The sequence below is a fragment of the Sphingobium subterraneum genome (assembly GCF_014199435.1).
Classification (GTDB): Bacteria; Pseudomonadota; Alphaproteobacteria; order Sphingomonadales; family Sphingomonadaceae; genus Sphingobium; species Sphingobium subterraneum.
Genome location: NZ_JACIJP010000005.1, coordinates 101,615 through 125,220 on the forward strand (window position 1 = coordinate 101,615; position 23,606 = coordinate 125,220).

22 protein-coding genes and 1 pseudogene are annotated in these 23,606 nt (G+C 62.3%); 11 read left to right on the plus strand and 12 right to left on the minus strand.

The annotated features are described in order from the left end of the window. Positions 1–156: 156 nt before the first annotated feature. Positions 157–909 carry a leucyl/phenylalanyl-tRNA--protein transferase gene (gene aat, locus FHS92_RS14100; protein WP_184081381.1) on the plus strand — a complete coding sequence of 251 codons (753 nt, stop codon included), beginning with the start codon at positions 157–159 and terminating at the stop codon, positions 907–909. Between the two features lie 35 nt (positions 910–944). Here aat and FHS92_RS18680 read toward each other — a convergent pair. From FHS92_RS18680 to FHS92_RS14120, 4 genes and pseudogenes are all read right to left on the minus strand, one after another. Further along, positions 945–1,376: pseudogene (locus FHS92_RS18680) on the minus strand (DUF2155 domain-containing protein); the annotation flags it as partial. Further along, entirely contained in the window at positions 1,373–1,771 is a 399-nt protein-coding gene (locus tag FHS92_RS14110) for an NADH:ubiquinone oxidoreductase subunit NDUFA12 (protein WP_184081382.1), read from the minus strand. The pseudogene FHS92_RS18680 and the gene FHS92_RS14110, both read right to left, overlap by 4 nt. A gap of 57 nt (positions 1,772–1,828) precedes the next feature. Then, positions 1,829–2,386 carry a DUF192 domain-containing protein gene (locus tag FHS92_RS14115; protein ID WP_184081383.1) on the minus strand — a complete coding sequence of 186 codons (558 nt, stop codon included), beginning with the start codon at positions 2,384–2,386 and terminating at the stop codon, positions 1,829–1,831. Then, positions 2,383–2,919, minus strand: a complete 537-nt coding sequence (locus FHS92_RS14120; RefSeq protein ID WP_184081384.1) for a regulatory protein RecX — start codon at positions 2,917–2,919, stop codon at positions 2,383–2,385. The genes FHS92_RS14115 and FHS92_RS14120 overlap by 4 nt, the downstream gene beginning before the upstream one ends. A 177-nt stretch (positions 2,920–3,096) precedes the next feature. Between FHS92_RS14120 and FHS92_RS14125 the strand changes: the two genes are divergently transcribed. Further along, positions 3,097–4,881, plus strand: coding sequence for a fatty acyl-AMP ligase (locus FHS92_RS14125; RefSeq protein ID WP_184081385.1), 1,785 nt, complete (start codon positions 3,097–3,099; stop codon positions 4,879–4,881). A 78-nt stretch (positions 4,882–4,959) separates the two neighbouring features. Here the strand turns inward: FHS92_RS14125 and FHS92_RS14130 are convergent, their stop codons facing one another. Beyond that, entirely contained in the window at positions 4,960–5,355 is a 396-nt protein-coding gene (locus tag FHS92_RS14130) for a hypothetical protein (protein ID WP_184081386.1), read from the minus strand. A gap of 253 nt (positions 5,356–5,608) precedes the next feature. Between FHS92_RS14130 and FHS92_RS14135 the strand changes: the two genes are divergently transcribed. Next, positions 5,609–7,270 (plus strand): MFS transporter, encoded by a 1,662-nt coding sequence (locus FHS92_RS14135; RefSeq protein WP_184081387.1) that lies wholly within the window; start codon positions 5,609–5,611, stop codon positions 7,268–7,270. A gap of 73 nt (positions 7,271–7,343) precedes the next feature. Here the strand turns inward: FHS92_RS14135 and FHS92_RS14140 are convergent, their stop codons facing one another. Both FHS92_RS14140 and FHS92_RS14145 read right to left on the minus strand, forming a co-directional pair. Continuing rightward, on the minus strand, positions 7,344–8,087 hold the full coding sequence (locus tag FHS92_RS14140; protein WP_184081502.1) for a TerC family protein: 744 nt from the start codon (positions 8,085–8,087) through the stop codon (positions 7,344–7,346). A gap of 31 nt (positions 8,088–8,118) precedes the next feature. Then, on the minus strand, positions 8,119–8,832 hold the full coding sequence (locus FHS92_RS14145) for a Bax inhibitor-1/YccA family protein (RefSeq protein ID WP_184081388.1): 714 nt from the start codon (positions 8,830–8,832) through the stop codon (positions 8,119–8,121). A gap of 329 nt (positions 8,833–9,161) precedes the next feature. On the opposite strand from FHS92_RS14145, the gene FHS92_RS14150 reads away from it, so the two are divergent. Further along, on the plus strand, positions 9,162–9,308 hold the full coding sequence (locus FHS92_RS14150) for an entericidin A/B family lipoprotein (protein ID WP_184081389.1): 147 nt from the start codon (positions 9,162–9,164) through the stop codon (positions 9,306–9,308). A 240-nt stretch (positions 9,309–9,548) separates the two neighbouring features. Beyond that, positions 9,549–11,534 (plus strand): putative bifunctional diguanylate cyclase/phosphodiesterase, encoded by a 1,986-nt coding sequence (locus tag FHS92_RS14155; RefSeq protein WP_246352013.1) that lies wholly within the window; start codon positions 9,549–9,551, stop codon positions 11,532–11,534. Here FHS92_RS14155 and FHS92_RS14160 read toward each other — a convergent pair. After that, positions 11,531–12,532, minus strand: coding sequence for a threonine aldolase family protein (locus FHS92_RS14160; protein WP_184081390.1), 1,002 nt, complete (start codon positions 12,530–12,532; stop codon positions 11,531–11,533). The two genes, FHS92_RS14155 and FHS92_RS14160, sit on opposite strands and share 4 nt — an antisense overlap. Positions 12,533–12,712: 180 nt before the next feature. Continuing rightward, positions 12,713–13,678 carry a crotonase/enoyl-CoA hydratase family protein gene (locus FHS92_RS14165; protein WP_184081391.1) on the minus strand — a complete coding sequence of 322 codons (966 nt, stop codon included), beginning with the start codon at positions 13,676–13,678 and terminating at the stop codon, positions 12,713–12,715. Positions 13,679–14,165: 487 nt separating this feature from the next. On the opposite strand from FHS92_RS14165, the gene tgt reads away from it, so the two are divergent. Beyond that, a complete protein-coding gene (gene tgt / locus FHS92_RS14170; protein WP_184081392.1) occupies positions 14,166–15,302 on the plus strand; it encodes a tRNA guanosine(34) transglycosylase Tgt in 1,137 nt (378 codons plus the stop codon). 15 nt (positions 15,303–15,317) lie between these two features. Here tgt and FHS92_RS14175 read toward each other — a convergent pair whose 3' ends face one another. Both FHS92_RS14175 and FHS92_RS14180 read right to left on the minus strand, forming a co-directional pair. Then, positions 15,318–16,904: a sensor histidine kinase gene (locus FHS92_RS14175; protein ID WP_184081393.1), complete on the minus strand. Its 1,587-nt coding sequence runs from the start codon at positions 16,902–16,904 to the stop codon at positions 15,318–15,320. 72 nt (positions 16,905–16,976) lie between these two features. Further along, complete coding sequence (locus FHS92_RS14180) at positions 16,977–17,222, minus strand: NepR family anti-sigma factor (protein WP_221231099.1); 246 nt, start codon at positions 17,220–17,222, stop codon at positions 16,977–16,979. A 375-nt stretch (positions 17,223–17,597) separates the two neighbouring features. Between FHS92_RS14180 and FHS92_RS14185 the strand changes: the two genes are divergently transcribed. Both FHS92_RS14185 and FHS92_RS14190 read left to right on the plus strand, forming a co-directional pair. Then, a complete protein-coding gene (locus FHS92_RS14185; protein ID WP_184081395.1) occupies positions 17,598–18,395 on the plus strand; it encodes a response regulator in 798 nt (265 codons plus the stop codon). 158 nt (positions 18,396–18,553) lie between these two features. Further along, positions 18,554–19,186: a sigma-70 family RNA polymerase sigma factor gene (locus tag FHS92_RS14190; RefSeq protein WP_184081396.1), complete on the plus strand. Its 633-nt coding sequence runs from the start codon at positions 18,554–18,556 to the stop codon at positions 19,184–19,186. A gap of 72 nt (positions 19,187–19,258) precedes the next feature. On the opposite strand, the gene FHS92_RS14195 is transcribed toward FHS92_RS14190, so the two are convergent. Further along, a complete protein-coding gene (locus tag FHS92_RS14195; protein ID WP_221231077.1) occupies positions 19,259–19,423 on the minus strand; it encodes a hypothetical protein in 165 nt (54 codons plus the stop codon). 184 nt (positions 19,424–19,607) lie between these two features. Here FHS92_RS14195 and glnE point away from each other — a divergent pair, with 184 nt between their 5' ends. Genes glnE through FHS92_RS14210 form a run of 3 tightly spaced genes read left to right on the plus strand, consistent with a single transcriptional unit; the run spans position 19,608 to position 23,522 of the window. Further along, entirely contained in the window at positions 19,608–22,250 is a 2,643-nt protein-coding gene (glnE, locus tag FHS92_RS14200) for a bifunctional [glutamate--ammonia ligase]-adenylyl-L-tyrosine phosphorylase/[glutamate--ammonia-ligase] adenylyltransferase (protein ID WP_184081504.1), read from the plus strand. Continuing rightward, positions 22,250–22,714: a thioredoxin-dependent thiol peroxidase gene (bcp, locus tag FHS92_RS14205; RefSeq protein WP_184081398.1), complete on the plus strand. Its 465-nt coding sequence runs from the start codon at positions 22,250–22,252 to the stop codon at positions 22,712–22,714. Before glnE ends, bcp begins: the two co-directional genes overlap by 1 nt. Positions 22,715–22,763: 49 nt before the next feature. Beyond that, positions 22,764–23,522 carry a ferritin-like domain-containing protein gene (locus tag FHS92_RS14210; RefSeq protein ID WP_184081505.1) on the plus strand — a complete coding sequence of 253 codons (759 nt, stop codon included), beginning with the start codon at positions 22,764–22,766 and terminating at the stop codon, positions 23,520–23,522. The last annotated feature ends 84 nt before the right edge of the window (positions 23,523–23,606 follow it).

The window sequence follows — 23,606 nt, forward strand, 5'->3', positions numbered from 1 at the left end:
CTTACCGCCCCCCGCGCGCCAGTGCAAGCGATGAGTGGACCCGCGGGCAGCGGGCAAGACACGGGAATTTCGGCCTTGGTCGGGCTTTTTTATTGTCGTGTTGTTTAAGTGGAAAACCGGTTCCCACTTTTCCGCACGATGCACTAAGCTTCCGCCATGCTCATCGATCCGTTCATGCTGCTGCGCGCCTATGCGATGGGCCTGTTCCCGATGTCGGACGATCGCGATACCGACGAGGTGTTCTGGGTAGAGCCGAAGAAGCGCGCGATCCTGCCGCTCGATGGGTTTCATCTGTCGCGCTCGCTGGCGAAAACAATCCGGTCTGGCCAGTTCCAGGTTACCGCGAACCGGGCCTTCGGCGAGGTGGTGAAGCTGTGTGCGGAAGCGGCGCCCGACCGGCCGACGACGTGGATCAACGGCCCGATCGAGCAGAGCTATGGGCGGCTCCATGAGTTGCACTTCGCCCATTCGGTGGAGTGCTGGTCCAACGGCGCGCTGGTGGGTGGCCTGTACGGCGTGGGGCTGGGGCGGGCGTTCTTCGGCGAGAGCATGTTCTCGCGTGCGACCGATGCGTCGAAAGTGGCTCTGGCGTGGCTGGTCGCACGGCTGCGCTTTGCAGGGTTCACCCTGCTTGACTGCCAGTTCATGACCAGCCATCTGCGATCGCTCGGCGCGATCGAGATGCGGCAAAAGGCTTATCTGTCGTTGCTGTCCGCAGCGGTTGAGGGCGTGCCGCTGGGCGACGCCGGGGCGTTGTTTGCCTCGGCGGAGGGGGCCGCGGCATCGCTCGCATTTGATCCGCTTGCCGAACCAGAAGCGGAACGGGACGTGCCGCCTTCCCCGGTCTTCACCGTGTCCGGACCCGTTTCGGGCCAGGCCATCGCGCAGCTTTTGACCCAGACATCATAAATGGGGTGTTGAACGACGTTGCGGTCGGGACGGTTTTTGAACACCCAGCCGGAAAAGACGCGCCGCCATTTGTTGTCGGCGTTGCTGCGCACATCGAGCTGCACGAAAGCGCCGGTGTCCTGAAAATTTTCCCACGGTGCGGTCTGCTCGCAGGCACGCAGGCGGACAATGGCGTCGCCGACGCGCAGCGCCTGACCAGGCTTCATCTGGAGATCGCGGGTGATGCCGTTGCGTTTGTTGAGCAGGCCGACGATGGCGACGCGTTCTTGCATTGGCGTTCCGGTCAGCGCGGCGGAAGCCACGGTGCGGATCGCGGCATTGTCCGATCGTTCCGCCACCGCACGGGACCGGTTTGCGTCGGGCATATCCTGCGGATCAGGGCCGCCGCAGGACGACAGCAGGAACGCGAGCAGCAGGAGGGACGGGGGGGCGAGAAGCCTTGGCCGCCCCGCCGGACGCAGAATCATGATGCGTCGGGACTCCAAGCCTCGTAATCGCCGGTCGCCATCTGCCGATGTCGGCCCTTTTCGATCGACCCGGTCGGGCGATAGGCGTTGGCGGTGCCGGTCTGGTTCGGGACATAGTCCTTTTCCCAGATGCGCGGCGGCGGCAGATTGCTTTCCGGCGTGCCTTCGATCGTGTTGTGCAGCCAGCCGTGCCATTCAGCCGGGACGCGGCTTGCGTCGTTCGCACCATTGTAGATGACCCAGCGGCGCGGGTTGCCGTGGACGTCCTTGCCGCCCTGAAAATAGACATTGCCCATGTGATCTTCCCCGACCTTGCTGCCCTTCAGGGCCGAAAAGAGCGCGGTGCCGATGGTGGCGCCGTCCCACCAGGTGAAGATTTTCATCAAGAGTCCCATGGCCGTCCGTTTAGCGCCTTGGCGGGGGCATTGGCAAGTCGGATGTGCCGTGGGGGTTCAGGGCGCGGGGCAGAAATTGTCAGGCGTCGTGGTTGTTGGTCGCGTGCTGACAGGCCGCGCAGTGCAGGCGCCCCACGACACGCGATCGTCCACCGCCAGACCAAGCTCGCGCGAACGCCCGCCGCGCAGTTCGAGCACGGCGGCGACCGGGATGCCTGCGGAGATGGGAGCAAGCGAATGCGGGGTCGTCTGTTCCGCGATCATCGCGATGGTCCCGTCGGTGCGGATGAAGATAATGTCGAGCGGAATAAGGGTGTTCTTCATCCAGAAGCTGGCGGTGCGGGGCGGATCCATGGGAAAGAGCATGCCGCCCTTGTCCGGCACGGACTTTCGGAACATCAGCCCGCGCTCTTGCTGGGCGGGGGTCAGCGCGATTTCGACGGTGAAGGACGAGGACGAAACCCCCCGGTCGCCCTGCTGGATGACGAGCGGAACCGTCGGCATCGCTTGCGACAGTGCCGAAGGCTGCCGTTCGGGCGCGGCCTTGCATCCGGAAAGTGCGACGAGGCATAAGGCCACGCCAGCGATGAAATTCTGCGCAGTTCCTTGCCTCATCCTTCGTCCCGTTCCGGAATTTCGCCGGGTGCCGCGTCGACCCAGCGGCACGCTGTGGCAAAGTCATGGCCCGAACGCGCGAACATCGCGATCTGTTTCTGGCGCTGGGCGGGATCCGCAAGCGCGGTCGCATAGGGACCTACGCGCTTGCGCCGGGCGAGGGTTTCGGCGGCATCCCACGCGTCGATACGCGCCTGCGCTTCGGCACCCTGACGATCTACCTCATCTATGCCATCGGCCTGCAAGCCGGCACGGATGCGCCGGGGACCAAGGCCGCGCCGGGCCATTGCCGCCCCCTTCATCACGCCATATTGGGCATCATCGATGTATTGGAGGTCGGTCATTCGCGTCACGATCGCGTCGATATCGGGCGGCGTATCGCCCTCCCATCCCCTTTCCCGCACCTTGCGCGCAAGATAGGTTGCGAGCCGCGCGCGCGTGGTCGCGAAGCGCCCGACATAGTGCAGGGCGAGGTCGCGCAGCTGCCCTTCGGACAGGGGCGGGCGCTTGTTTCGGGCGGGTGATCGTGCCATGCGCCATTTTTGTGCCACAGTCGGGTCCGAATTTGAACGCGCCTTGCGGGTTATGAGGGATTTTATATCGGGACTTTTGCGTTTCAACGCGAGCCGACCGGTATTTGGGTCAAAATCCTTGGGAAACGGACAAATAGCCGGTTTCGAGGACGAAGAACAGGATTGGGTGAAACCAATATGACGGAAACGCAGGATATTTTGGCGGCTGAGCGGCCTTCGTCGGTGGATGATGCTGCGCAAGCGCTGCGGCCGACGCCGACGATAGACAGCCTTCCGCGCCGGTTTTCGGATTTCGCCACATTGGGCGAGGCACTCGATTACGCGGCACAGGGGCAGCGTGGCCTCAATTTCCATGATCCGCGGGGGACCCTGACTCACCCCTATCCCTATCGCGAACTGCGCGAGGATGCGCTCGCCTGCGCGCACCGGCTGGTCGCCCATGGCGTGCGCCCGCAGGACCGGATCGCTCTGGTCGCGGAGACCGGGCCGGAATTTGCGCAGATGTTTTTCGGCATTGTTTACGCAGGCGCCTGGCCTGTGCCTTTGCCGCTCCCTACAAGCTTCGGGGGCAAGGAAAGCTATATCGACCAGCTGGTCGTGCAGCTGTCGAGCTGTGACCCGAAGATGCTGTTCTACCCTGCGGAACTCGCCGACATGGCGAGCGAGGCTGCGCGGCTCCAGTCGGTGGAGCCGATGGATTATACCAGCTTCATCGCGCGCGAAGCGCCCGCCGGACCGCTGCCGCAGGCGAGCACGGATGACATTGCTTATCTCCAATATTCGAGCGGATCGACGCGCTTTCCCCATGGTGTCGCGGTGACCCACCATGCGCTGCTCAGCAACCTGTCGGCGCACAGCCATGGTATGCAGCTGCAGGACAGCGACCGTTGCATCAGCTGGCTGCCCTGGTACCATGACATGGGGCTGGTGGGCTGCTTCCTGTCGGTGGTCGCCAACCAGGTGTCGACCGATTATCTCAAGACCGAGGATTTTGCGCGGCGGCCGCTGGCGTGGCTCGATCTCATCAGCCGCAACGAGGGCACGTCGATCAGTTATTCGCCGACCTTCGGTTACGATATTTGCGCGCGCCGCATGTCGAGCCAGACCAAGGCGTCCGACCGGTTCGACCTGTCACGCTGGCGGCTCGCGGGGAACGGCGCGGACATGATCCGCCCGGACGTGATGCAGAGCTTCGTCGATGCATTCGCCGATGCGGGCTTCTCACCGCGCGCCTTCTTGCCGAGCTATGGCCTGGCCGAGGCGACGCTCGCCGTTACCATCATGCCACCGGGCGAAGGGATCATCGTCGAACTGGTCGAGGAAACCGACCTGTCGGGCGGCGACGCGGCCGAGGGACGTCCGCAGCGCTACCGGGCGATCGTCAATTGTGGCAAGCCGGCCAAGGATATGCGCGTTGAGATCCGCGACGAGGACGGGTCGATTTTGGCGGAACGGCAGATCGGCAAGGTGTGGACCACCGGGCCGTCGCTGATGATCGGCTATTTCCGGGACGAGGAGGCGACGAATGCCTGCCTGATCGATGGCTGGCTCGATACCGGCGACATGGGGTACCTGTCCGACGGCTATCTCTACATCGTCGGTCGCGCCAAGGACATGATCATCATCAACGGCAAGAACCACTGGCCGCAGGATATCGAATGGGCGGTGGAGCAGCTCCCCGGCTTCAAGCAGGGCGATATTGCCGCCTTCGCGATCACTACGCCGGGCGGCGAGGAGGCGCCTGCGGTGCTGGTGCATTGCCGGACATCGGACAATGAGGAGCGCTCGAAGCTGCGCGACCAGATCCGTGACCGGGTGCGCGCGATTACGGGCATGAACTGCGTTGTCGAACTCGTGCCGCCGCGCACCCTGCCACGCACCAGTTCGGGCAAACTCAGCCGGTCGAAGGCGCGCAACCTGTATCTGTCCGGAGAGATCGTCCCGTACGATATCGCGGCCTAGCGCCGCTCAGCCGCGATGACGCTGGAACGCAAAAAAGGGCGGAGCCTCGCGGTTCCGCCCTTTTTTGCATGGGAGTGATCAGTCGCAGCGCTGAATTGTAGTCCAGCTGCCGCGATAATCATCATAATAACGATCGGTGCGACAATGGCGGTATCCATCGTCACCATAGCCATATCCGCGATAGCCACGATAATAATCGCCGCGATCATAATAGCCACGGTCATAGCCGCGATAGTCGCGGCGGTCGTAACGTGCATCGTAATAGCGGTCGCGATTGCTGCTCGACGCGATGGCTGCGCCGAGCGCCAAGCCGACAATACCGCCCGCAATCGCCGCGCCCGTGGAGTCTCCACCATGATGATGTCGGCCATAGCCGCCGTAATAGCGCGGTCGCGCTTCGGCCGGGGTGACCATCGCGGTCACGCTCGCCACGCCTGCCAGCGCCAAGATGCTCTTCTTCCAGACAGTCTTCATCGCGTTCCTCCAAATCCGGGGCGCATGTCGCGAATCCGCAGGCGCCTATACGACCTCCCTAATCTTCGGCAGTTGAACCCTACCTGAAGCAGGCTGTCAGAAAAGGTTCAGACGGCTAAGGGCTGTCGGCCCATGGGGAACGGTTGGCGATACCACGTGTTCGGAACGACGGGTTGTCATACATGTCATCGTCGTAGACAAGGACGCCGCGACCTTCAGAACCAGACGACCGACGTTTCAGGATTCCCTTTCCATGGCCACATCGACAACCGCGCCGCAGGATCACCGGTTCTTCGCACCGCTCGGCATCCCGGTATTCCGGGCGATCTGGTTCGCGAGCATGGCGTCGAATCTGGGTGGACTGGTTCAGTCGGTCGGCGCGTCGTGGATGATGACGTCTCTCACGAAATCCCCCACGCTGGTCGCACTGGTTCAGGCGTCGACCACCCTGCCGATCATGCTGCTTGCGTTGGTAGCGGGAGCCATCGCCGACAATCACGACCGGCGGATCGTGATGCTGGTGGCGCAGATCTTTATGCTGACGGTGTCGGTGGGGCTTTCGCTCTGCGCGTGGCTGGGGTGGTTGACGCCATGGCTGTTGCTGTCCTTCACGTTCCTGATTGGCGTAGGAACCGCGCTGCATGCGCCGTCCTGGCAGGCTTCGGTCGGCGACATGGTACCGCGCCCCGTGCTGCCCGGCGCGGTGGCCCTCAACAGCATGGGCTTCAACGTCGCGCGCAGTTTCGGCCCGGCGATCGGCGGCGCGGTTGTTGCGGCAGCGGGGGCAGCGGCGGCATTCCTCGTCAATGCCGTCAGCTATCTTGGCCTGATCGTCGTGTTGTCCCGCTGGCGCTCCCCCGCTCAGGACCGCAGCCTGCCACCGGAACCGCTGCGCATCGCGATGGGCGCGGGGATCCGCTATGTGGCGATGTCCCCGACGATCCGCACGGCGCTGCTGCGCGCTATCTGGTTCGGGTTTGCTGCCAGCGCGACGCCTGCCCTGATGCCGCTGGTGGCGCGCCACATGTTGCCGGGCGGCGCGTTTACCTACGGATTGCTTCTGGGCGCGTTCGGGATGGGGGCGGTGGCCGGGGCGCTGAGCGGCAGCCGGTTGCGGCGCTTCCTGTCCAGCGAGGCGATGGTGGGCTGGGCCACAGTGGCGATGGCGACGGGCGCGATCACCCTTGGGCTTAGCCATTCCATCTGGTTGACCTTCGCCGCGCTGATCCTTGCGGGAGGCGGCTGGGTGCTGGCGCTTTCGACCTTCAACGTGACGGTGCAGATGGCGTCGCCGCGCTGGGTGGTGGGTCGGTCGCTTGCGTTGTACCAGATGGCGGCGTTCGGCGGGTTGGCCGTTGGAAGCTGGAGCTTTGGTGAATTGGCCGGAGTACATGGCATTCCCGTCGCGCTCATCGCGGCCGGGCTGTTGCAGCTCGGCGGCGCGGCGCTAGGCCTGGTGCTCCCCCTGCCCGTGGCGCTCGATCTTGATCTTAGTCCGCTTGGGCGGTGGAAGGAGCCAGAGATCGCCGTCGCCATTGCGCCACGCAGCGGGCCGATCGTCATCACGCTGGAATATCGCATCGCGCCGGAGGACATCGATCGGTTCCTTGTCGAAATGGGCGAGCGTCGTCGCATCCGCATGCGCGATGGCGCGCGCAACTGGACGCTGCTGCGCGACCTGACGATCGATGATCTGTGGATCGAGCGCTATCACGTGCCCACATGGCACGACTATATCCGCCATTCCCAGCGCCGCACGCAGGAGGACGCCGCCAATATCGACCGCATCTTTGCGCTCCAGCGGGAAGGCTTTCCCGTGGTCGCGCACCGGATGATAGAGAGGCAGGTCGGGCGGCTGTCGAAGGTGGGCACGCAGGATGGCGACGCCTTTACCGATCCGACCCGAACGGGCTGATATTCTCATCTGACATGCAGGCGAGGCGGGCGTTTCTGCCCACCTCGCCAACGATGTTTCCGCCCTTGCCGTCTTACGCAGCGCTTGCTTTCGCTTGCCGACGCCGCGCGACGATGTTGAGGGTTTCGACCAGCGCCGAAAACGCCATCGCCGCATAGACATAGCCTTTGGGCACATGCGCGCCAAAGCCTTCGGCAATGAGCGTCGTGCCGATCAGCATCAGGAAGCTGAGCGCCAGCATGACGATGCTCGGGTTGCGTCCGATGAAATCGGCTAGCGGCGTCGCGGCAAACAGCATCACGCTCACGGCGGTAACGACGGCAATCACCATGATGGCGACATTGTCGGTCATCCCTACAGCGGTGATGATGCTGTCGATCGAAAAGACCAGATCGAGCAGAATGATCTGGCTGATCGCCGCCGTGAAGGTCATCCCGACCGCCTTGGTCGCGAACATGTCATCATTTGGGCGCGGATCGATAGTGTGGTGGATCTCCTTCGTCGCCTTCCAGACGAGGAAAAGGCCGCCCGCGATCAGGATCATGTCCCGCCACGAAAAGGGATGGTCGAATGCGGAGAACACCGGCTGGGTGAGCTGGACAATCCACGCGATCGACGCGAGCAACATCAGCCGTAGGACCAATGCCAGACCGATACCGATGCGGCGGGCCTTTATGCGCTGTCCTTCCGGCAGCTTGTTGCTGAGGATCGAGATGAAAATCAGGTTGTCGATGCCAAGCACGACCTCCATCACCACCAGTGTGGCCAGCGCAATCCACGCCGCCGGTTCACTGGTGAGGGCCATCAATCCTTCCATCATGACCGCAGCTCCTCCCGGGTGCTGGGCATCATTCGCGTTCGCCCGTCAGGTTGAGCAGCAACTGGAAGATGTTGACGAAGTTGAGGTACAGCGACAGCGCGCCAAAGACCGCGAGCTTGCTGTTCGTTTCATGCCCCAGATGCGCGGCATATTGCGACTTGATGTTCTGCGTGTCCCAGGCGGTAAGGCCAGTGAACACCAGCACGCCGATGATCGACACCGCGAACTGCAACGCGCTCGATTGCAGGAAGAGGTTGATCAAGCTTGCGATCACCACGCCGATCACGCCCATGATGAGGAAGCTGCCAAAGCGCGAAAGGTCACGCTTCGTGGTATACCCCCACACGCTCATCGCCAGGAACATGATGGCCGTCGCGAAGAAGGTCTGGGCAATGCTGACGCCCGTAAAAACCAGGAAAATGGACGAAAGCGAAAGGCCCATGATCGCCGCGAACGCCCAATAGGCGGCCTGTGCGGTTGCCGCCGACATGCGCTCGATCCGAAAGGAAAAGAAGAACACAAAGGCGAGCGGCGCGAACATCACCACCCATTTCAGCGGCGTGCCGAAAATCGGCTGATAGAGAGCGGGGGTGGATGCGACCAGCATCGCAACGATACCGGTCAAAAGAACACCGGAACCCATATAATTGTATACGCGCAGCATGTGCTGACGCAGGCCCTGATCCAGAAGCGCGGCGCGCTCGGCCGATTGGCCAGGATAAAGGCGTTGTTGTTCGAACATAATTCACCTCGTCTATTTCGACAAACGAGTGTGCTGATGCTGGATTTTTGACGTTAAACAAGACCAGCACCGAGAACACTCGATGCGGTCCGACATCACGATCGACATGTCGATCGCCAGAGGGGCCCGGCCCGCAAGACCCAAGGATAGGGAACCTCGACAAAAAATCAAGGGGGTCTGGTCATATCACCTGCATATGCTGTTGCGTTGAGGGCTGCTTCACTGATGGCCGTCCGGCCAAGCCGCTGCCGGCGCTGGCGGACTTGTGACAGGCGGGCGGCTGGAATAAAAGCAGGAATGTCATCGCCCCCCAGAAAGGATTTCGACGAATGAAATACGCCGCCCGCCCCGCCGTCACCGCCGCCGCCCTGCTCGGTATCGCATTGCTGGGCCTGTCGGCGTGCAACACGGTGAAGGGTGTTGGCCGCGACATCGAGTCCGTCGGTTCGGCTGGCGAGAAGGCCATCAAGAAGTAGGATCACCGGGACGAACTACGCGTCTTCATCCGTGCCCTTCGGGCACCGTCAAACCGGACTGCAAAGCGCGCATCTTTCTCGTCTTGTGACGAAATTTTCGGGTTTCGTTTGTCGGGATTGCAGCCCTGTCAAAGGCGGCTCGTAATCTCCTCATTTTCCAGCGCAATCGCTCCGTTGCGAGGGGGTTTCTTAACCAAATCACAAGGGATCTGCGGCTATCGCAGGGGTTGGAGACCCTTGTTGCGACGCATTTGGACCAAATTATCTGCGTGGGCGGCGGGACGGACGGCACCCGATGCCGACATCCGCCGTGCGCTTGTCGAGACGCTTTATGCGTCTCCGACTTCGCTCGCCATCGGTGCTTTGGCCGGGTTCATGCTCAGCATCGTCATCGCGTTTCAGGCCGACGACTGGCTGGTGACGAGCTGTGCGGCGCTTATCTGCATCATTGCGGTGCTGCGCGCGGTTTCCGCGACGTTTTTCCATGGCAAGCTACAAGCTGGGCAGGCGCAGGCATCGCGTGGGTGGGAACTGGCCTACGAGCTGGGTGCCTGGGGTTACGCCGGGATGATCGGCATCCTCGCGCTGGTGACCCTGATGCGGTCGGACGTGGCGGCGATCCACCTGCTGTCCGTGTCGCTGGCGGCGGGGTATGCGGGTGGCATATCCGGCCGCAATGCCGGACGGGTCCACATCGCGGTCGGCCAGACGTGTCTCGCTCTGCTGCCGACGGTGTGCGGACTGTGGCTCGAGGGCCAGGTTGGCTATCGCGTGCTGGCCATCGTGCTGGCGATCATGATTTTGGGCATGGCGGAGATCAGCGCAACCACCCACCGGATCGTGGTCGAGGCGTTGCGCGGGAAGCAGGAGAAGTCGCAACTCGCGACCAAGTTTGAGCGGCTCGCCCGGTTCGACAGTCTGACCGGTATCGAAAACCGCATGGCGATGCAGGAGCGGCTGCGTGATCTGTTCGAGGTCAACCGCAAGAGCCATGATGCCATGGCGGTGCTCTGGCTGGATCTCGACCGGTTCAAGGAAGTGAACGATTCGCTCGGCCATATGGTGGGCGACGCCTTGCTGCAGGCGGTCGTCGACAAGCTTAACGAGGCGCTGGACGGTCGCGGGCATCTTGCGCGTTTTGGCGGCGATGAATTTATCGTGCTGTGCACGCATATTGACCGGGTCACGGCCCAGACAATCGCCAACGACATTCTCGAATATTTCCGCGACGGCTTTGATGTCGGTGCGCATTCGTTATCGGTGACCTGCTCCATCGGTCTTGCCGTTGCGCCGCAGGACGGGCGTGATGCCGACGAACTGATGCAGCATGCCGACTTGGCCCTCTACGAAGCGAAGAAGGGTGGCCGTAATCAGGCGGTCAGCTTCACATGGTCGATGAAGGAGCGGTTCCATCGCCTGCACGAGATCGAGAACGGCCTGCGTCGCGCGATCGAGAATGGCGAGCTGAAACTGCATTACCAGCCGATCTTCGATCTGAAGTCCGGACATATCGCGGTATGCGAGGCGTTGCTGCGTTGGGATCATCCGGCGCTCGGCGCGGTCAGCCCGATGGAGTTCATCCCGGTCGCCGAGAGTATCGGGCTGATCGAGGAGATTACCGACTGGGTCATCCGCGAGGCATGCCACACGGCGGCTCAATGGCCCGATAACGTGCGCATTGCGGTCAATATTTCTCCCGCCTCGCTGAAGTCAGGCGGGCTCCCCTCCAACGTCATTGCCGCGCTGATGGAGAGCAAAGTCCCGGCCCGACGGCTCGAACTGGAAGTCACCGAATCGATCTTCCTCGAAAATGATGGCCAGACCCATCATATGCTGCGCGAGTTGCAGAAGATTGGCTTGCGGCTGGTACTCGACGATTTCGGCACCGGCTATTCGTCTTTAAGCTACCTGCGGGCCTATCGCTTCGACGGCATCAAAGTCGACCGCAGCTTCATGGCGGGCATTCATGCCAGCCGGGAGGATCAGGCGATCGTGCAGGCGGTGGGCCACCTCGCCAACAAGCTCGATATGGAGAGCGTCGCCGAGGGTATCGAAAACGAGGATCAACTCGAATATGCCCGCGCCGCCGGAATTACGACGGTGCAGGGCTATCTGATGTGCAAGCCTCAGGCCGGGCCGATCATCACCGAAATGGTTCAGCGTCGCATGACCATAGGCGATGCTATGGCCGCCAATGTACGCCGCGCCATCGCCAGTCGGGCCTAGAGCTGTCGTAACGCTGCCGCGAGCGCGGCTACGTCTGCCTCGCTGTGGTGGTAGGACGTGACTAGCCGGATTTCTCCTGGTGCCCAGTCATAGAAGCCGAATCCCTGCGCACGCAGAGCGTCCGCCTCTTCGGGCGATGCCTTCAGAAACAGTTCGTTGGCTTCCACAGGATAGACCAGTCGGTCTACGGCCGCCTGCGCCAGCCGCGCGGCAGCATCGTTCGCCGTGCGCGCGTTGCGCAGCCAGAGGTCGTCACGCAGCATCGTCATGATCTGTGCAGCGCTGAACCGGCCCTTCGACATCAGATGCCCGGCCCTCTTCCGCCGGATCTTGCTCGTTTCGGCAAGATCGCGCCGGAAAAAGATCAACGCCTCGGCTGACATGCCGCCGTTCTTGACGAAGCCGAAGCTCAGCACGTCAACACCCGCGCGCCAGGTCAGGTCCGCGGGCGAGCAGCCCAGATGCGCGATCGCGTTGGCAAGACGTGCGCCATCCATATGGAAGCCAAGATTGCGGGCGCGCGCGAATTCACCGAGCGCCGCCACTTCCCGCGGCGTGTAGACAAGACCATATTCGGTCGCATTGGTAATGGACAGCGCGTAGGGCTGCACCCAGTGTACCCCCGTATTCACGTCCGCGATGGCCTGCGCCACAGAATCGACTGTCAGCTTTGCTCCGGCGCCCTCGGCCAGCAGCAGTTTCGCGCCATGGGTGTAGAATTCCGGCGCCCCGCATTCATCGTTCTGGATATGCGCGGCGCGATGGCAGACGATACTCCCATAGGGAGGACACAGGGCGGCGAGGGCCAGTGCGTTTGCTGCCGTGCCGGTGGAAATCCACATCGACGCCACTTCGGTTTCAAAGAGGGCGGAGAAGGCATCGTCCATTGCGCGACTGACGGCGTCGGCATCATAGGCCGCATCGGTCGCATTGGTTTCTACCAACGCGGAAAGGACTTCGGCGCATACCGGCGCGGCATTGTCGGAGAAGAATTGCATCAGCTGCTCGCATTCCGGAACCTCGGGGCACCCGGATAAGCCGTACATGGTCCGGCAACAAGCAGAACGCGCCGAAACGAGGGCGCGGGTGCTGGCCGATACACCGGCCATCTGTCCGAAGATGGAGTTGAGCGACGGCAGGGGCGCTCAACACGACAGGGTCCGTGAGCCGACTGCCGCCTATTTTCGGTGAAGCCGCGTTTGCGCGGCTGCAAGCCGACGCATCATGCGAAGATCTTTCTCGGTGAGCCTGAGCGCCGTGTCGACCCAGCTGTCGACGATGTCGCGCAGTTCGGAAAGGGTCATCGGGTTGACGCGACGTCCCGCCTGAAACACGCCAACATGCCCGGCGTGCCGGTCCTGATTGCGCAGGATATAGTCGCGTGTCGCCGCTTCACCCTCGCCATCTTCGGCCAGCACGGTGACGATCCCCATGTCGAACATTTCCTCGGCGCTGTAGATCTTGCCGCCCAGAATCATGCGCTCCGCTGCCGCATGGCCCAGCCGCCGCGCAAGGATGGAATAAGCGCCCATGCCGGGGAACAGGCCAAACAGCACTTCTGGCAGACCGAACCGCGCTTGTCGCTCGGCCACGATGACGTCGAAGCACATCAGCGCTTCCAGTCCGCCGCCCAGTGCGTCGCCCTGTGCCAAACCGATGTTCACGACCTGCATGTCGCTGTTGTGCCAGACGCGATCGACAATCTCCACGCACAGATGGCTGTACTGGCGCAGGGTTTCATGATCCTGCCGCTCGATGCACGCGGCAAACATTTCGAGATCGCCGCCCAGATTGAAGACACCCGGAAAGCGCGATCCCAGCACCATGTAGCGCAGGGGCGAGTTTGCCTGATCGAACAGCTTCTTGGTTTCTACCTGCCACGCCATCGTGTCGCGCAGCAGAGGCAGATTGTAATTGGGCCGGTCGTCCGGAGTAATGAACGCCCACAAGGTGCCGAGCTCGGCGTCCCATGACACGTCGATCTGTCCCAGGTCGAACAGCTTGGACTGGCCCAGCGCCTCATCATCCGGAACGACGGGAGCCAGCGTGGCAGGGGGCTCACGATGGCTGGGGGCATGGAACGCGGGCGAGTAATCGCCCGAAACGTCATGCACCAAAGGATCAAGGCGCACTGAATCTATCATCTGGTCCCCGTTTATTTGCCCTTTTGTCCCACAAGAGAAAGGGAACATGGGTCACGTACAGGACGCAACATGAGTCAGGGCACCCGTGGCGATGTTAACCCTTTTTTAACCATGAAGTTGCCAATAAATCACATATTTAATCGTTCGCAAATGAATTCGATGTATAAATGCAACATTCGAGCTTGGTGGGTGCCAGGTAAGGCAGCGGTCAAACCCGTTGTTAACCTTTATTAATTAGTAACGGCGCTCATGATTCGGGTACCGACACATGAATTCGCCGTGACGTTGATGTTACAAGACGCCGAGGGACGAGACTGGCCTCTCTATCTGTCGGGTGAATGCGTCAAATTCATTGGCCGCTATCGCCGCGTGGAACGCTTCGGTCCACCGTCCGGACTGCTGCATTTTCTTCCTGGCAGAGTGGCGTAAGCCACTCGCGCATAATCCGGGCTTTATAGCAGCGGCCGATCGCCCTACAGGCGGGCCGATGACGAATCCTCGCTTTGCCTTCTCTATCCAGGCGACCGACGGCGCCGCGCGCACCGGCGTTATCGCCATGCGTCGGGGCGAGATCCGCACCCCTGCCTTCATGCCCGTAGGAACCGCCGCTACAGTCAAGGCGCTGCGTCCCGCCGAAGTTCGCGCGACGGGTGCCGACATCATCTTGGGCAACACCTACCACCTGATGCTGCGCCCCGGCGCCGAACGGGTGGCGCGCCTCGGCGGACTGCATCGCTTCATGGGATGGGACCGGCCCATCCTGACCGACAGCGGCGGATATCAGGTGATGAGCCTCAGCGCGCTGACGAAAATGAGCGAGGAGGGCGTCGCATTTTCGAGTCACCTCGACGGATCGAAACATCTGTTGACGCCGGAACGCTCGATGGAAATCCAGCGCCTGCTGGGCAGCGACATTGTGATGGCGTTCGACGAATGCACGAAGAATGGGGCGAGCCAAGACGAAGCGGCATTGTCAATGGAGCGGTCCATGCGCTGGGCCGCGCGGTCGCGTGCCGCATTCGACAGCGGTGGCGCGCATGCCGAGAGCGCCGCACTGTTCGGCATCCAGCAGGGGTCACTCGATCGGGATCTGCGTGCCGTGTCCGCGCAAAAACTGATCGACATCGGCTTTGACGGTTATGCGGTCGGCGGCCTTGCGGTGGGCGAGGGGCAGGAGGCGATGTTCGCGACGCTGGACTTCGCGCCCGGTCAGTTGCCCGCCGACAGGCCCCGCTATCTGATGGGGGTTGGCAAGCCCGATGACATCGTCGGGGCGGTGGAGCGCGGGATCGACATGTTTGATTGCGTGCTGCCCACGCGATCGGGGCGTAACGGGCAGGCGTTCACCTGGGACGGCCCCCTCAATATCCGTAATGCGCGCTTTGCGGAGGATGAAAGTCCGCTCGACCCGGAATGTGGGTGCCCTGCGTGCACCGGCTGGAGCCGCGCCTATCTGCACCATCTTGTCCGGTCAAAGGAGATATTGGGTGCGATGCTGATGACGCAGCACAACATCCATTTCTACCAGAGCCTGATGCAGCGGCTACGCGACGCGATCGCTGCGGGGACGCTGACGGCGTTCGCGAATGGTTTTCGCGCGCGCTATCTGGGTCGAGGGCAGTAGAAGCCGCCCTGCGTTTCAGGGAAGGGTGTCGAGCGCGATCTGGAATTCGCCCGTTTCGGGATCATGCGTCAGGGGTGCGCGAAGCTGACGCGAGAGGCCGGTCAGCACCCTTTCGTACAGCTGGAACCGCTCGGTCGCTTTTAGCGACGCACCCGTGAACAAGGAGGAAGAGATCCGCAGCGTCGCGCCGTTGACCCGATCCGGATCCGCGACCAGCGCGATGCGGATGGTCGCCGCCTGCTCGAACGTGATGGCGAGATCAGCCAGCTCCGCGATCAGGAACGCGACGGGTGCCGCCACATCCTGATGCAACCAGAGCTGGTCGCTGTCGACTTCCAGCACAAGTTGCCGATCCTTGCCGCCGGGTGCGGAGGCGCGCATGCTTGCCGCCACTTCGCTGATGAGCGGTGGGGCGCTGACGCCCCGGTTTTCCTCCAGCTCGGCATAATGATTGCGTTGGACAACAGCCAATGCATCGACCCGGCGCTGGATCGAAGCGAACGCCTTGCGCGATTGCGGGTCATCCTCCGAGCGGGAATGCAGGCTGATCAGGCTGGAAATAATCTGCAGGTTATTCTTGACGCGGTGATGGACTTCGCGGGTCAGCTTGGTCTGCCGCTCCAGCGCGCTCTGCATCTCACCCTCATGCTCGGACACATCGATGCTCATCGCGTGGAACGCTTCACCGAGTTCCGCGATTTCCGACGACGCGCTGCGCAGCCGCTGGGGTGGATAGATGATCTGTCCGGGTTGGTAGTCCGCGACCACTCGGCGTAACGCGAGGAGGGGCTGGATCAACAGCCAGCGTACCACGATCCATCCGACGATTGCGGCGGCTGCCCACATCAGCAAAGGCAGGAAAACCGCGAGTTTTTGCGTAATGCTCGGGGTTTCCTCGCCGACCGCGAGTGTCATGAACAATTTGGTTTGTCCGACCGGCACGGTCGCCTTGTTCAGGCGATTGGGGTGGGTTGAGTGGTCGCCGAAAACAGTCAGCCGATCGTTGCCTTGCGTCAAGATAAGGGAGGGGTTTGCGCCCTTTCGCGCATTGGGTTCGGTCAGGTGCGCTACTGCATCCCTGCTCCAGAACGCCACACCAATGACCGTACCGTCGTTGCTGCGCGTCCGCAGCAATAAGCCGTGCCTGTCGGAAACGATCCGTGCATCCTCTCCGCTCGTCATGTCCCGCACATCGTCAACGCGGATGATCGCCGGAGGAGAGGGCGCGCATATCGCGCGGCCGGTCCGGTCGAAAACGGCGTATTCCACGTCACCCGCACCGATGCTGCCGCGCAAGAATGTTTCCATACGCGCACAAATATTACCGACATTTTGCCCCCCGGCCAGAACATTGACCGTGAGCATGGACGCCGTACGCGCCGACAAAATATCCGATTGGAGTTTTCGAGCGTTCTGTTCGGTCGCCGCCAGCAGAAGCTGCTGTTTCTCCCGCTCCATTGTGCCAATGGAGCGCAGGGTGGAAAACAGCGCAACGCAGGCCAGCGGCAACAGAGCGAGGGTCAGCACAAAGAAAATGCGCGCGGCCGTGCCGCTCAGCCATTCCGCACCGAACCACTTCCGGACATGTCCCAAATTCGACATAGGCTCGTCGGGAGGAGGAGGACCGGCGGGCGGCGGGACGGATGTGGCCATAGGGGTCGCAGTCACTGCGAACTATTTGAGACGGTTCAGCAGATCCAGCATCTCCGGCGGGATCGCTTCCTCCACCATCGATTGATAAGCCGTGCGCAAGGCGCCGCCCAGATTATTTCTGCCCTTGTTACCGCTGGCGTCAGTCACTGGAACAACAGGCGGGGAGACCGATGCCTGTGCATCGATCTCCGGAGGACTGTCGGGCACTTCGCCGCCTGGCAATTCGCGGTCCTTTCGCGCGTCTTCAGCGGAATCCCCAATGTTCAAAAGCTGACCCCTCATTCCATACCCCGCATCGAGCGACCGTACTGCACCTGTGGTGACGATAAGCGCATTAACAACAAAATCGATGCCCCAATAGCGACATCACAACCCATATGCCGGTGACGACCGTCACGTGGCAGCACAAAACATTACATTCGATGAAACCATTTTCGTTCCCGTTGGTTCCATGCCCAGACAAAACTCTGCGTCGGGGCATATACGAGCAGCAATTTGCATGGGTAAAGCAGTCTCGCGGCGGCTTTCCTGCTTGTGACGGCCTTTGTGCGCGAATTTGTCCGCAGGTTGGTTGGTCCCATCTGGTGGGATCGGGGCAAACCTGTGATAACGGGATATTCGTACGGCGGGAGCACATACTAGATGTCACTGGGTCAACAGCTTTATCCCCATCTTCCCTTTCTGCGTCGCTACGCCCGCGCACTAACCGGAAGTCAGACGCATGGGGACGCCTATGTGCGCGCTACGCTGGAGGCGATTGTCGCATCGCCCGATGATTTTCCGAAGGACGTGGATGCGCGCCTGGGTCTCTACCGGATATTCCATGGCATCTGGTCGTCGTCTCATCTCGACGACATCAATGAGGAAGGCACTGACGAGGATAGCCGTCAGTCGATCGCGCGGGCGCGTCTTGCGCGGCTGACGCCATTGCCACGCCAGGCGCTCTTACTGACCGCTATGGAAGGGTTCAGCCCGCAGGAAACGGCCTATCTGACCGACATGACCGCTGACGATGTCGAAAGCCTTGTCGAGGAAGCGCTCGACGAGATCGAGGAGCAGACCCGCGCGGAGGTACTCATTATCGAGGACGAGCCGATCATCGCCATGGATATCGAGATGATCGTGCGTGACATGGGCCATGACGTGACTGGCGTTGCCGTCACCCATGCCGAAGCGTTGCAGATGGTGCAGGCGCGCCGCCCCACGCTCGTCCTGGCCGACATTCAGCTGGCCGACGATTCGAGCGGAATCGATGCCGTAAAGGACATCCTCAGCCAGTTCAGTGTCCCGGTCATTTTCATAACCGCATTTCCCGAGCGTCTGTTGACCGGGGAGCGGCCGGAGCCGACCTTCCTCATCACCAAGCCGTTTCAGCGGGCGACGGTGAAGGCGGCGATTTCGCAGGCATTGTTTTTCGACGCGGCGACCAGCCCGGCCTGACGTTCGCCAGCCCGGGCGATTTGCGGGCTGGATGGGAATGCCGGAACAACCGGCGCAATGACGCGTTGAGGATCTGACTAATCTGTGGCGATTCACGCCGCGAGGCATCCGACGAAGAAAACGGAAGGGGTTGCAAGGCTCCGCGCCGGGGGAAATGCATGAGTGACAGCGCCGCTTTACAGACTGACGAGAAGGACGAACCGGTTCCGGCGGCCCTTTCCGACAGCGAATTCAAGCGCGAACTGGCATCGGTTATCCCTCATCTGCGTGCATTTGGCCGGTCCTTGTCGGGCAGCCGGGATCTTGCCGACGACCTGGTGCAGGAAACCCTGTTAAAGGCTTGGGCCGCGCGCGCGCGTTTTCAGGCGGGTACGAACATGCGTGCCTGGACCTTCATCATCCTCCGCAACCATTTCCTCTCGCAGATGCGCCGCTCGCGCTTTCGCGGCGAGTGGGACGATCTGGTCGCTGACCGGTTGCTCGCCGCGCCCGCAGGGCAGGACAAGCAGGTCGAACTGGCAGACATGCAACGTGCGCTTCTTCAGCTTCCTGCATCGCAGCGTGAAGCACTCATCCTCGTGGGAGCGGGCGGCTTTGCCTATGAAGAGGCGGCGGAAATTTGCGGCGTGGCCGTCGGCACGATCAAAAGCCGCGTTGCGCGAGGCCGCACTGCGCTCGAGCAGATCATGGACGGCGGAATGCTCCCTTTGCGCAGCGAGCAATCGCAGACAGGCGAAGGCGCGCTGGCGGAAATTATGGCGGATGTGGATCGGCTGAGCGGCAACCGGTAAACCCGGTTTATCCTATTGCCAGACGTCGGTATAACGTCCTGACACATAGGGCGTCTGAGCCATGCGCCATGCTTAACCGCGGTCGAGTTCGCCGAGTAAATCCAGCATATCTTTGGGCAAAGTATCACCCGCAGCAGGATAGGCGCGCGCCAGCGCCCAGCCTACACCCTCATAGGATGCCGGTGCCGGGACGGCCCGATAATGCCTTTCTTCCCGTCCGGATGGACGCTGGTCCATATCTTCCTGCCACTTGCTCATACGCTAAAGACGGGGCAGAGGCTTACATGTTCCTCATTCAACGTGGAAAAGTGGAACGGCTGGTCCGAAAGACGGCGATAAGTGTCTGAAAAAGAGAAATAAGGTGCTGGATTGTCACAATGCCGTGCAGCGTGCACGGGCCCATTCCCCCTTTCTTTCGCTGATGCTCGACCGGCATGGCGCGGTCGCCGATCGACTGTTGACCGGCGATATCGATGGCGCACTTGGCCATGCAAGGGGCTGTGGTGAGGACGCCACGACCGTCGCGCAGCGGCTGCGGTTGCGGCGGGGTGCAGTAGCTCTGGTTACCGGCATCGCTGATCTCGCGGGTTGCTGGTCACTGGAACAGGTGACGCTCAGCCTGTCGGACTTCGCTGACGATGCCATTCAGGCTGCGCTGGAAGCCGCCTTTGCCGAGCGCTATCCCGACGAGCCGGTGCGCGGTTTTGCGGTCGTGGCGCTGGGCAAGCACGGCAGCCGAGAGCTCAACTACAGTTCCGACATCGATCCGATCCTGCTGTTCGATCCCAGGACCCTGCCCCATGGCGCGCGCGAGGAGCCGGGCGATGCGGCGGTCCGCATTGCCCGTCGGATGACCGAGTTGCTCTCCGCCCGCGACGGGGACGGTTATGTGTTCCGTGTCGACCTGCGGCTGCGTCCCTCGCCCGAAGTCACGCCGGTCGCGATCCCGGTGGAGGCGGCGATCAGCTATTATGAATCGATGGCGCTGGGGTGGGAGCAGGCCGCCTTCATCCGTGGCCGCGCCGCGGCAGGGGACATCCAGCTGGGTGATTATTTCCTCCGTTCGATCCGCCCCTTTGTGTGGCGGCGCTCGCTCGATTTTGGCGCGATCGACTCGATCATGGATATCAGCCGCCGCATCCGAGACCATTATGCCAGTGGCCAGGCATTCGGACCCGGCTATGATCTGAAGCGCGGGCGGGGCGGAATTCGTGAGGTAGAATTCTTCGCGCAGATCCATCAGCTCATTCATGGTGGACGCAACCCCGCGCTGCGTCCCGGCGCGACGCGCGAAGCCCTGCACGCGCTGGCCGAGGGCGACATTATCGATCCGCGCATCGCGGAAAATCTCGACAATGCCTATGCCCTGTATCGTACGATCGAGCATCGGTTGCAGATGGTCGACGATCGCCAGACGCACGAGCTTCCCCGCGCATCCGATGCAATGGACAATGTCGCCCGTTTGCACGGGGTGGCCGATGGCGCGGCGCTGCTCAAGCTGCTCAGACCCCATATCGAATGGGTGGGCGCCAATTATGATCGGCTCAGCCCCTTCGCCCCCGCCGAGCGGCTGTCGCACGACCTTCACAAGCTCGCCGATCAACTGGATGGCATGGGCTTTTCCGACACCAAGCTCGCTGCCGCGCGCATCGACCGCTGGCGCAACGGATCGGTGCGCGCGCTGCGCAGCGCGCCCGCGCTCAAAGCGCTTGAAAAGCTGCTGCCGGGTCTTTTCCGGGGGCTCGCAAAGGCGCCCGACCCGGTGCTGGCGCTGAACCGTTTCGAACAACTGATCGAGCGCCTGCCCACCGCGATCAACTTTTTCAAGCTTCTGGCTGCCAACAAGCCGGTGGTGGAGATGCTCGTCGATGTGCTGAGCTATGCGCCGCCGCTGGGTGATGACCTGTCGGCACGGGTCGATCTGCTCGACGGGCTGATCGGTGCCTCCGCACTAGAGCCGCTGCCCCGGCAGGATGATCTGGAATCCTGGCTCGGCATGGGTGAGGTCGGTGACGACTACCAGATGCTGCTGGACCGCGTGCGCCAGAAGGTCGGCGAGCGCCGCTTCGCGCTGGGCGTGCAGGCGATTTGCGGGGCGGGAGACATATTGGGTATCGGCGCGGGCTATGGCCGTCTTGCGACGGCGGCGGTGCGGGTGCTGGCGGACGCGACCGTCACCGAATTTGCCAAGGCGCACGGCACGGTCCCCGGCGGAGAGCTGGTTATTATCGCGCTTGGACGGCTGGGCGGCGGGGTGCTGACCTATGCGTCGGACCTCGACCTCATCTACCTGTTCACCGGTGATTTTTCGGCAGAATCGGATGGCGCAAAGCCCCTGGGTGCGACACAGTATTTCAATCGCCTCGCCCAGCGGGTGAGCGCGGCGCTCTCGGTGCGGACGGCATCCGGCCCGCTTTATGAAGTCGATACGAGGCTGCGGCCTTTCGGCGCGCAGGGGCTGCTCGCGGCAAGCGTCGACAGCTTTGCCCGCTATCAGCAGGAAAACGCCTGGACGTGGGAACATCTGGCGCTGACTCGCGCCCGGCCGATCTTCGGTTCGCCCGCCGCACGCGCGCAGGTGAGCGCGATCATCGACCAGACGCTGCGCCGCCCGCGCAACCTGGCGACGATGACCGCCGATGCGGTCAAGATGCGCGGCGAGATGGCGAAGCACAAGCTGCCTGAAAGCGCACTCGACGTAAAGCTGGCGCCGGGCGGACTGGTCGACCTGGAATTTCTCGTCCACGTCACACAGTTCCGCACGGGTACAGGCTTCCATCCGGATATCGGCGCCGCGCTGGCCGAGCTGAGCCGCGAGGGGCATCTGCCGCGCGAGCTCGCCCGCGCCTATGACCTGCTCACGCGCTATCTTATCCTTTCGCGCCTGGTCTCGCCGAAATCGGCCGAGCCGCCGCCTGCCACCCAGGCGCGCGTGGCGGGACGCTGCGGTTTTCGTTCGTGGTCGGATCTGCTTGCCAGCCTCGATGCGGCACGGCAAAGCGTGGCGGCGCAATGGAACGCCGTTGCCGCGCAGGATAGCGAACAGCAAAGGGAGACGAAGTGATGCTGGATGCCGGAGCAACGGTCCCCGACGCAGGGCTGCAGGACGTGAGCGGCAATCCGCTGCGCCTCGCCGATTATCGGGGCAAGCCGGTAGTCGTCTATTTCTACCCCAAGGCGGATACGCCCGGCTGCACGAACGAAGCGAAGGACTTTACCGAGCTGGCCGATGATTTTGCGGCGGCCGGAGTGCCGGTGATCGGTGTGTCGAAGGACAAGCCGGCCAAGCTCAAGAAGTTCGCGGACAAATATGGGCTGAACGTCATCCTCGGGTCGGACGAGCAGGGTGGATTTTGCGAGGCGTTTGGCACGTGGGTCGAAAAATCGATGTATGGGCGCAGCTATATGGGTATTGCCCGGGCGACATTCCTGATCGACGGCGCAGGCAAGATCGTGCGCGTCTGGCCGGCGGTGAAGGTCAAGGGTCATGCCGCTGAGGTGCTGGAGGCCGTGAAGGCCCTTGGCTGAGCGAAGCGAGGTCGAAAGCTTGAGCATTGCCGCCGCCTGCCGCGCGGTGATGTTGTGCGCAGATCCCGGTGCGAAGCTGATGACGGCGCGTGCGGTGGCGCGGGGCTGGCGCGCGGGGCGGATTGCCCACCAGTTCGATTGCGCCATGCCGGACCGGCCTGCGCGACCGGCTACGCCCGAACTTCTGCCGCCCAGTCGGATGCCCCGGCGTGGAAAGGGTGGGTCGCTGCGCTCCCGGATCCATATGCTTCACGCGCTTGCGCATATCGAGTTTGTCGCCATCGATCTGGCATTCGACTTGATCGGCCGTTTTGGCGCGGAAATGCCACGCGATTTTGTCGATGACTGGATCGCGGTGGGCGCCGACGAAGCGATGCATTTTGCCGTGCTCAACCGGCGGCTGCGCGCTTTGGGTAGCCAATATGGTGCGTGTCCGGCGCATGATGGGCTTTGGCAGGCGGCCAGCGAGACGGCAGGCGACGTGACGGCACGCTTGGCCATTGTGCCCATGGTGCTGGAAGCGCGCGCCCTCGACATCACTCCGCTCACGATAGAACGATTCGCGCAGGCAGATGACGCGATGAGTGCGCGAATCTTAACGCGAATCCTGCGGGATGAGGTGAACCACGTCTCTGCCGGGACGAAATGGTTTAAATTCGCGGCGAATCGAATAGGGGTAAGTGCCCCGAATCACTGGCAAATGCTTGTTAATCGGCACTTCCGGGGGTCCGTTAAGCCTCCGTTCAACGACTCAGCGCGCGACGAGGCCGGTTTAACGCGGGAATACTACGCCGCGCTTGCCTATTAACCCTCCTTTGGCAGACATGATGCCAACAGCAGACGCACTGCTGAAACATATAGAGGGACCAAAAGCGGAAACCGCTTGTCCCAA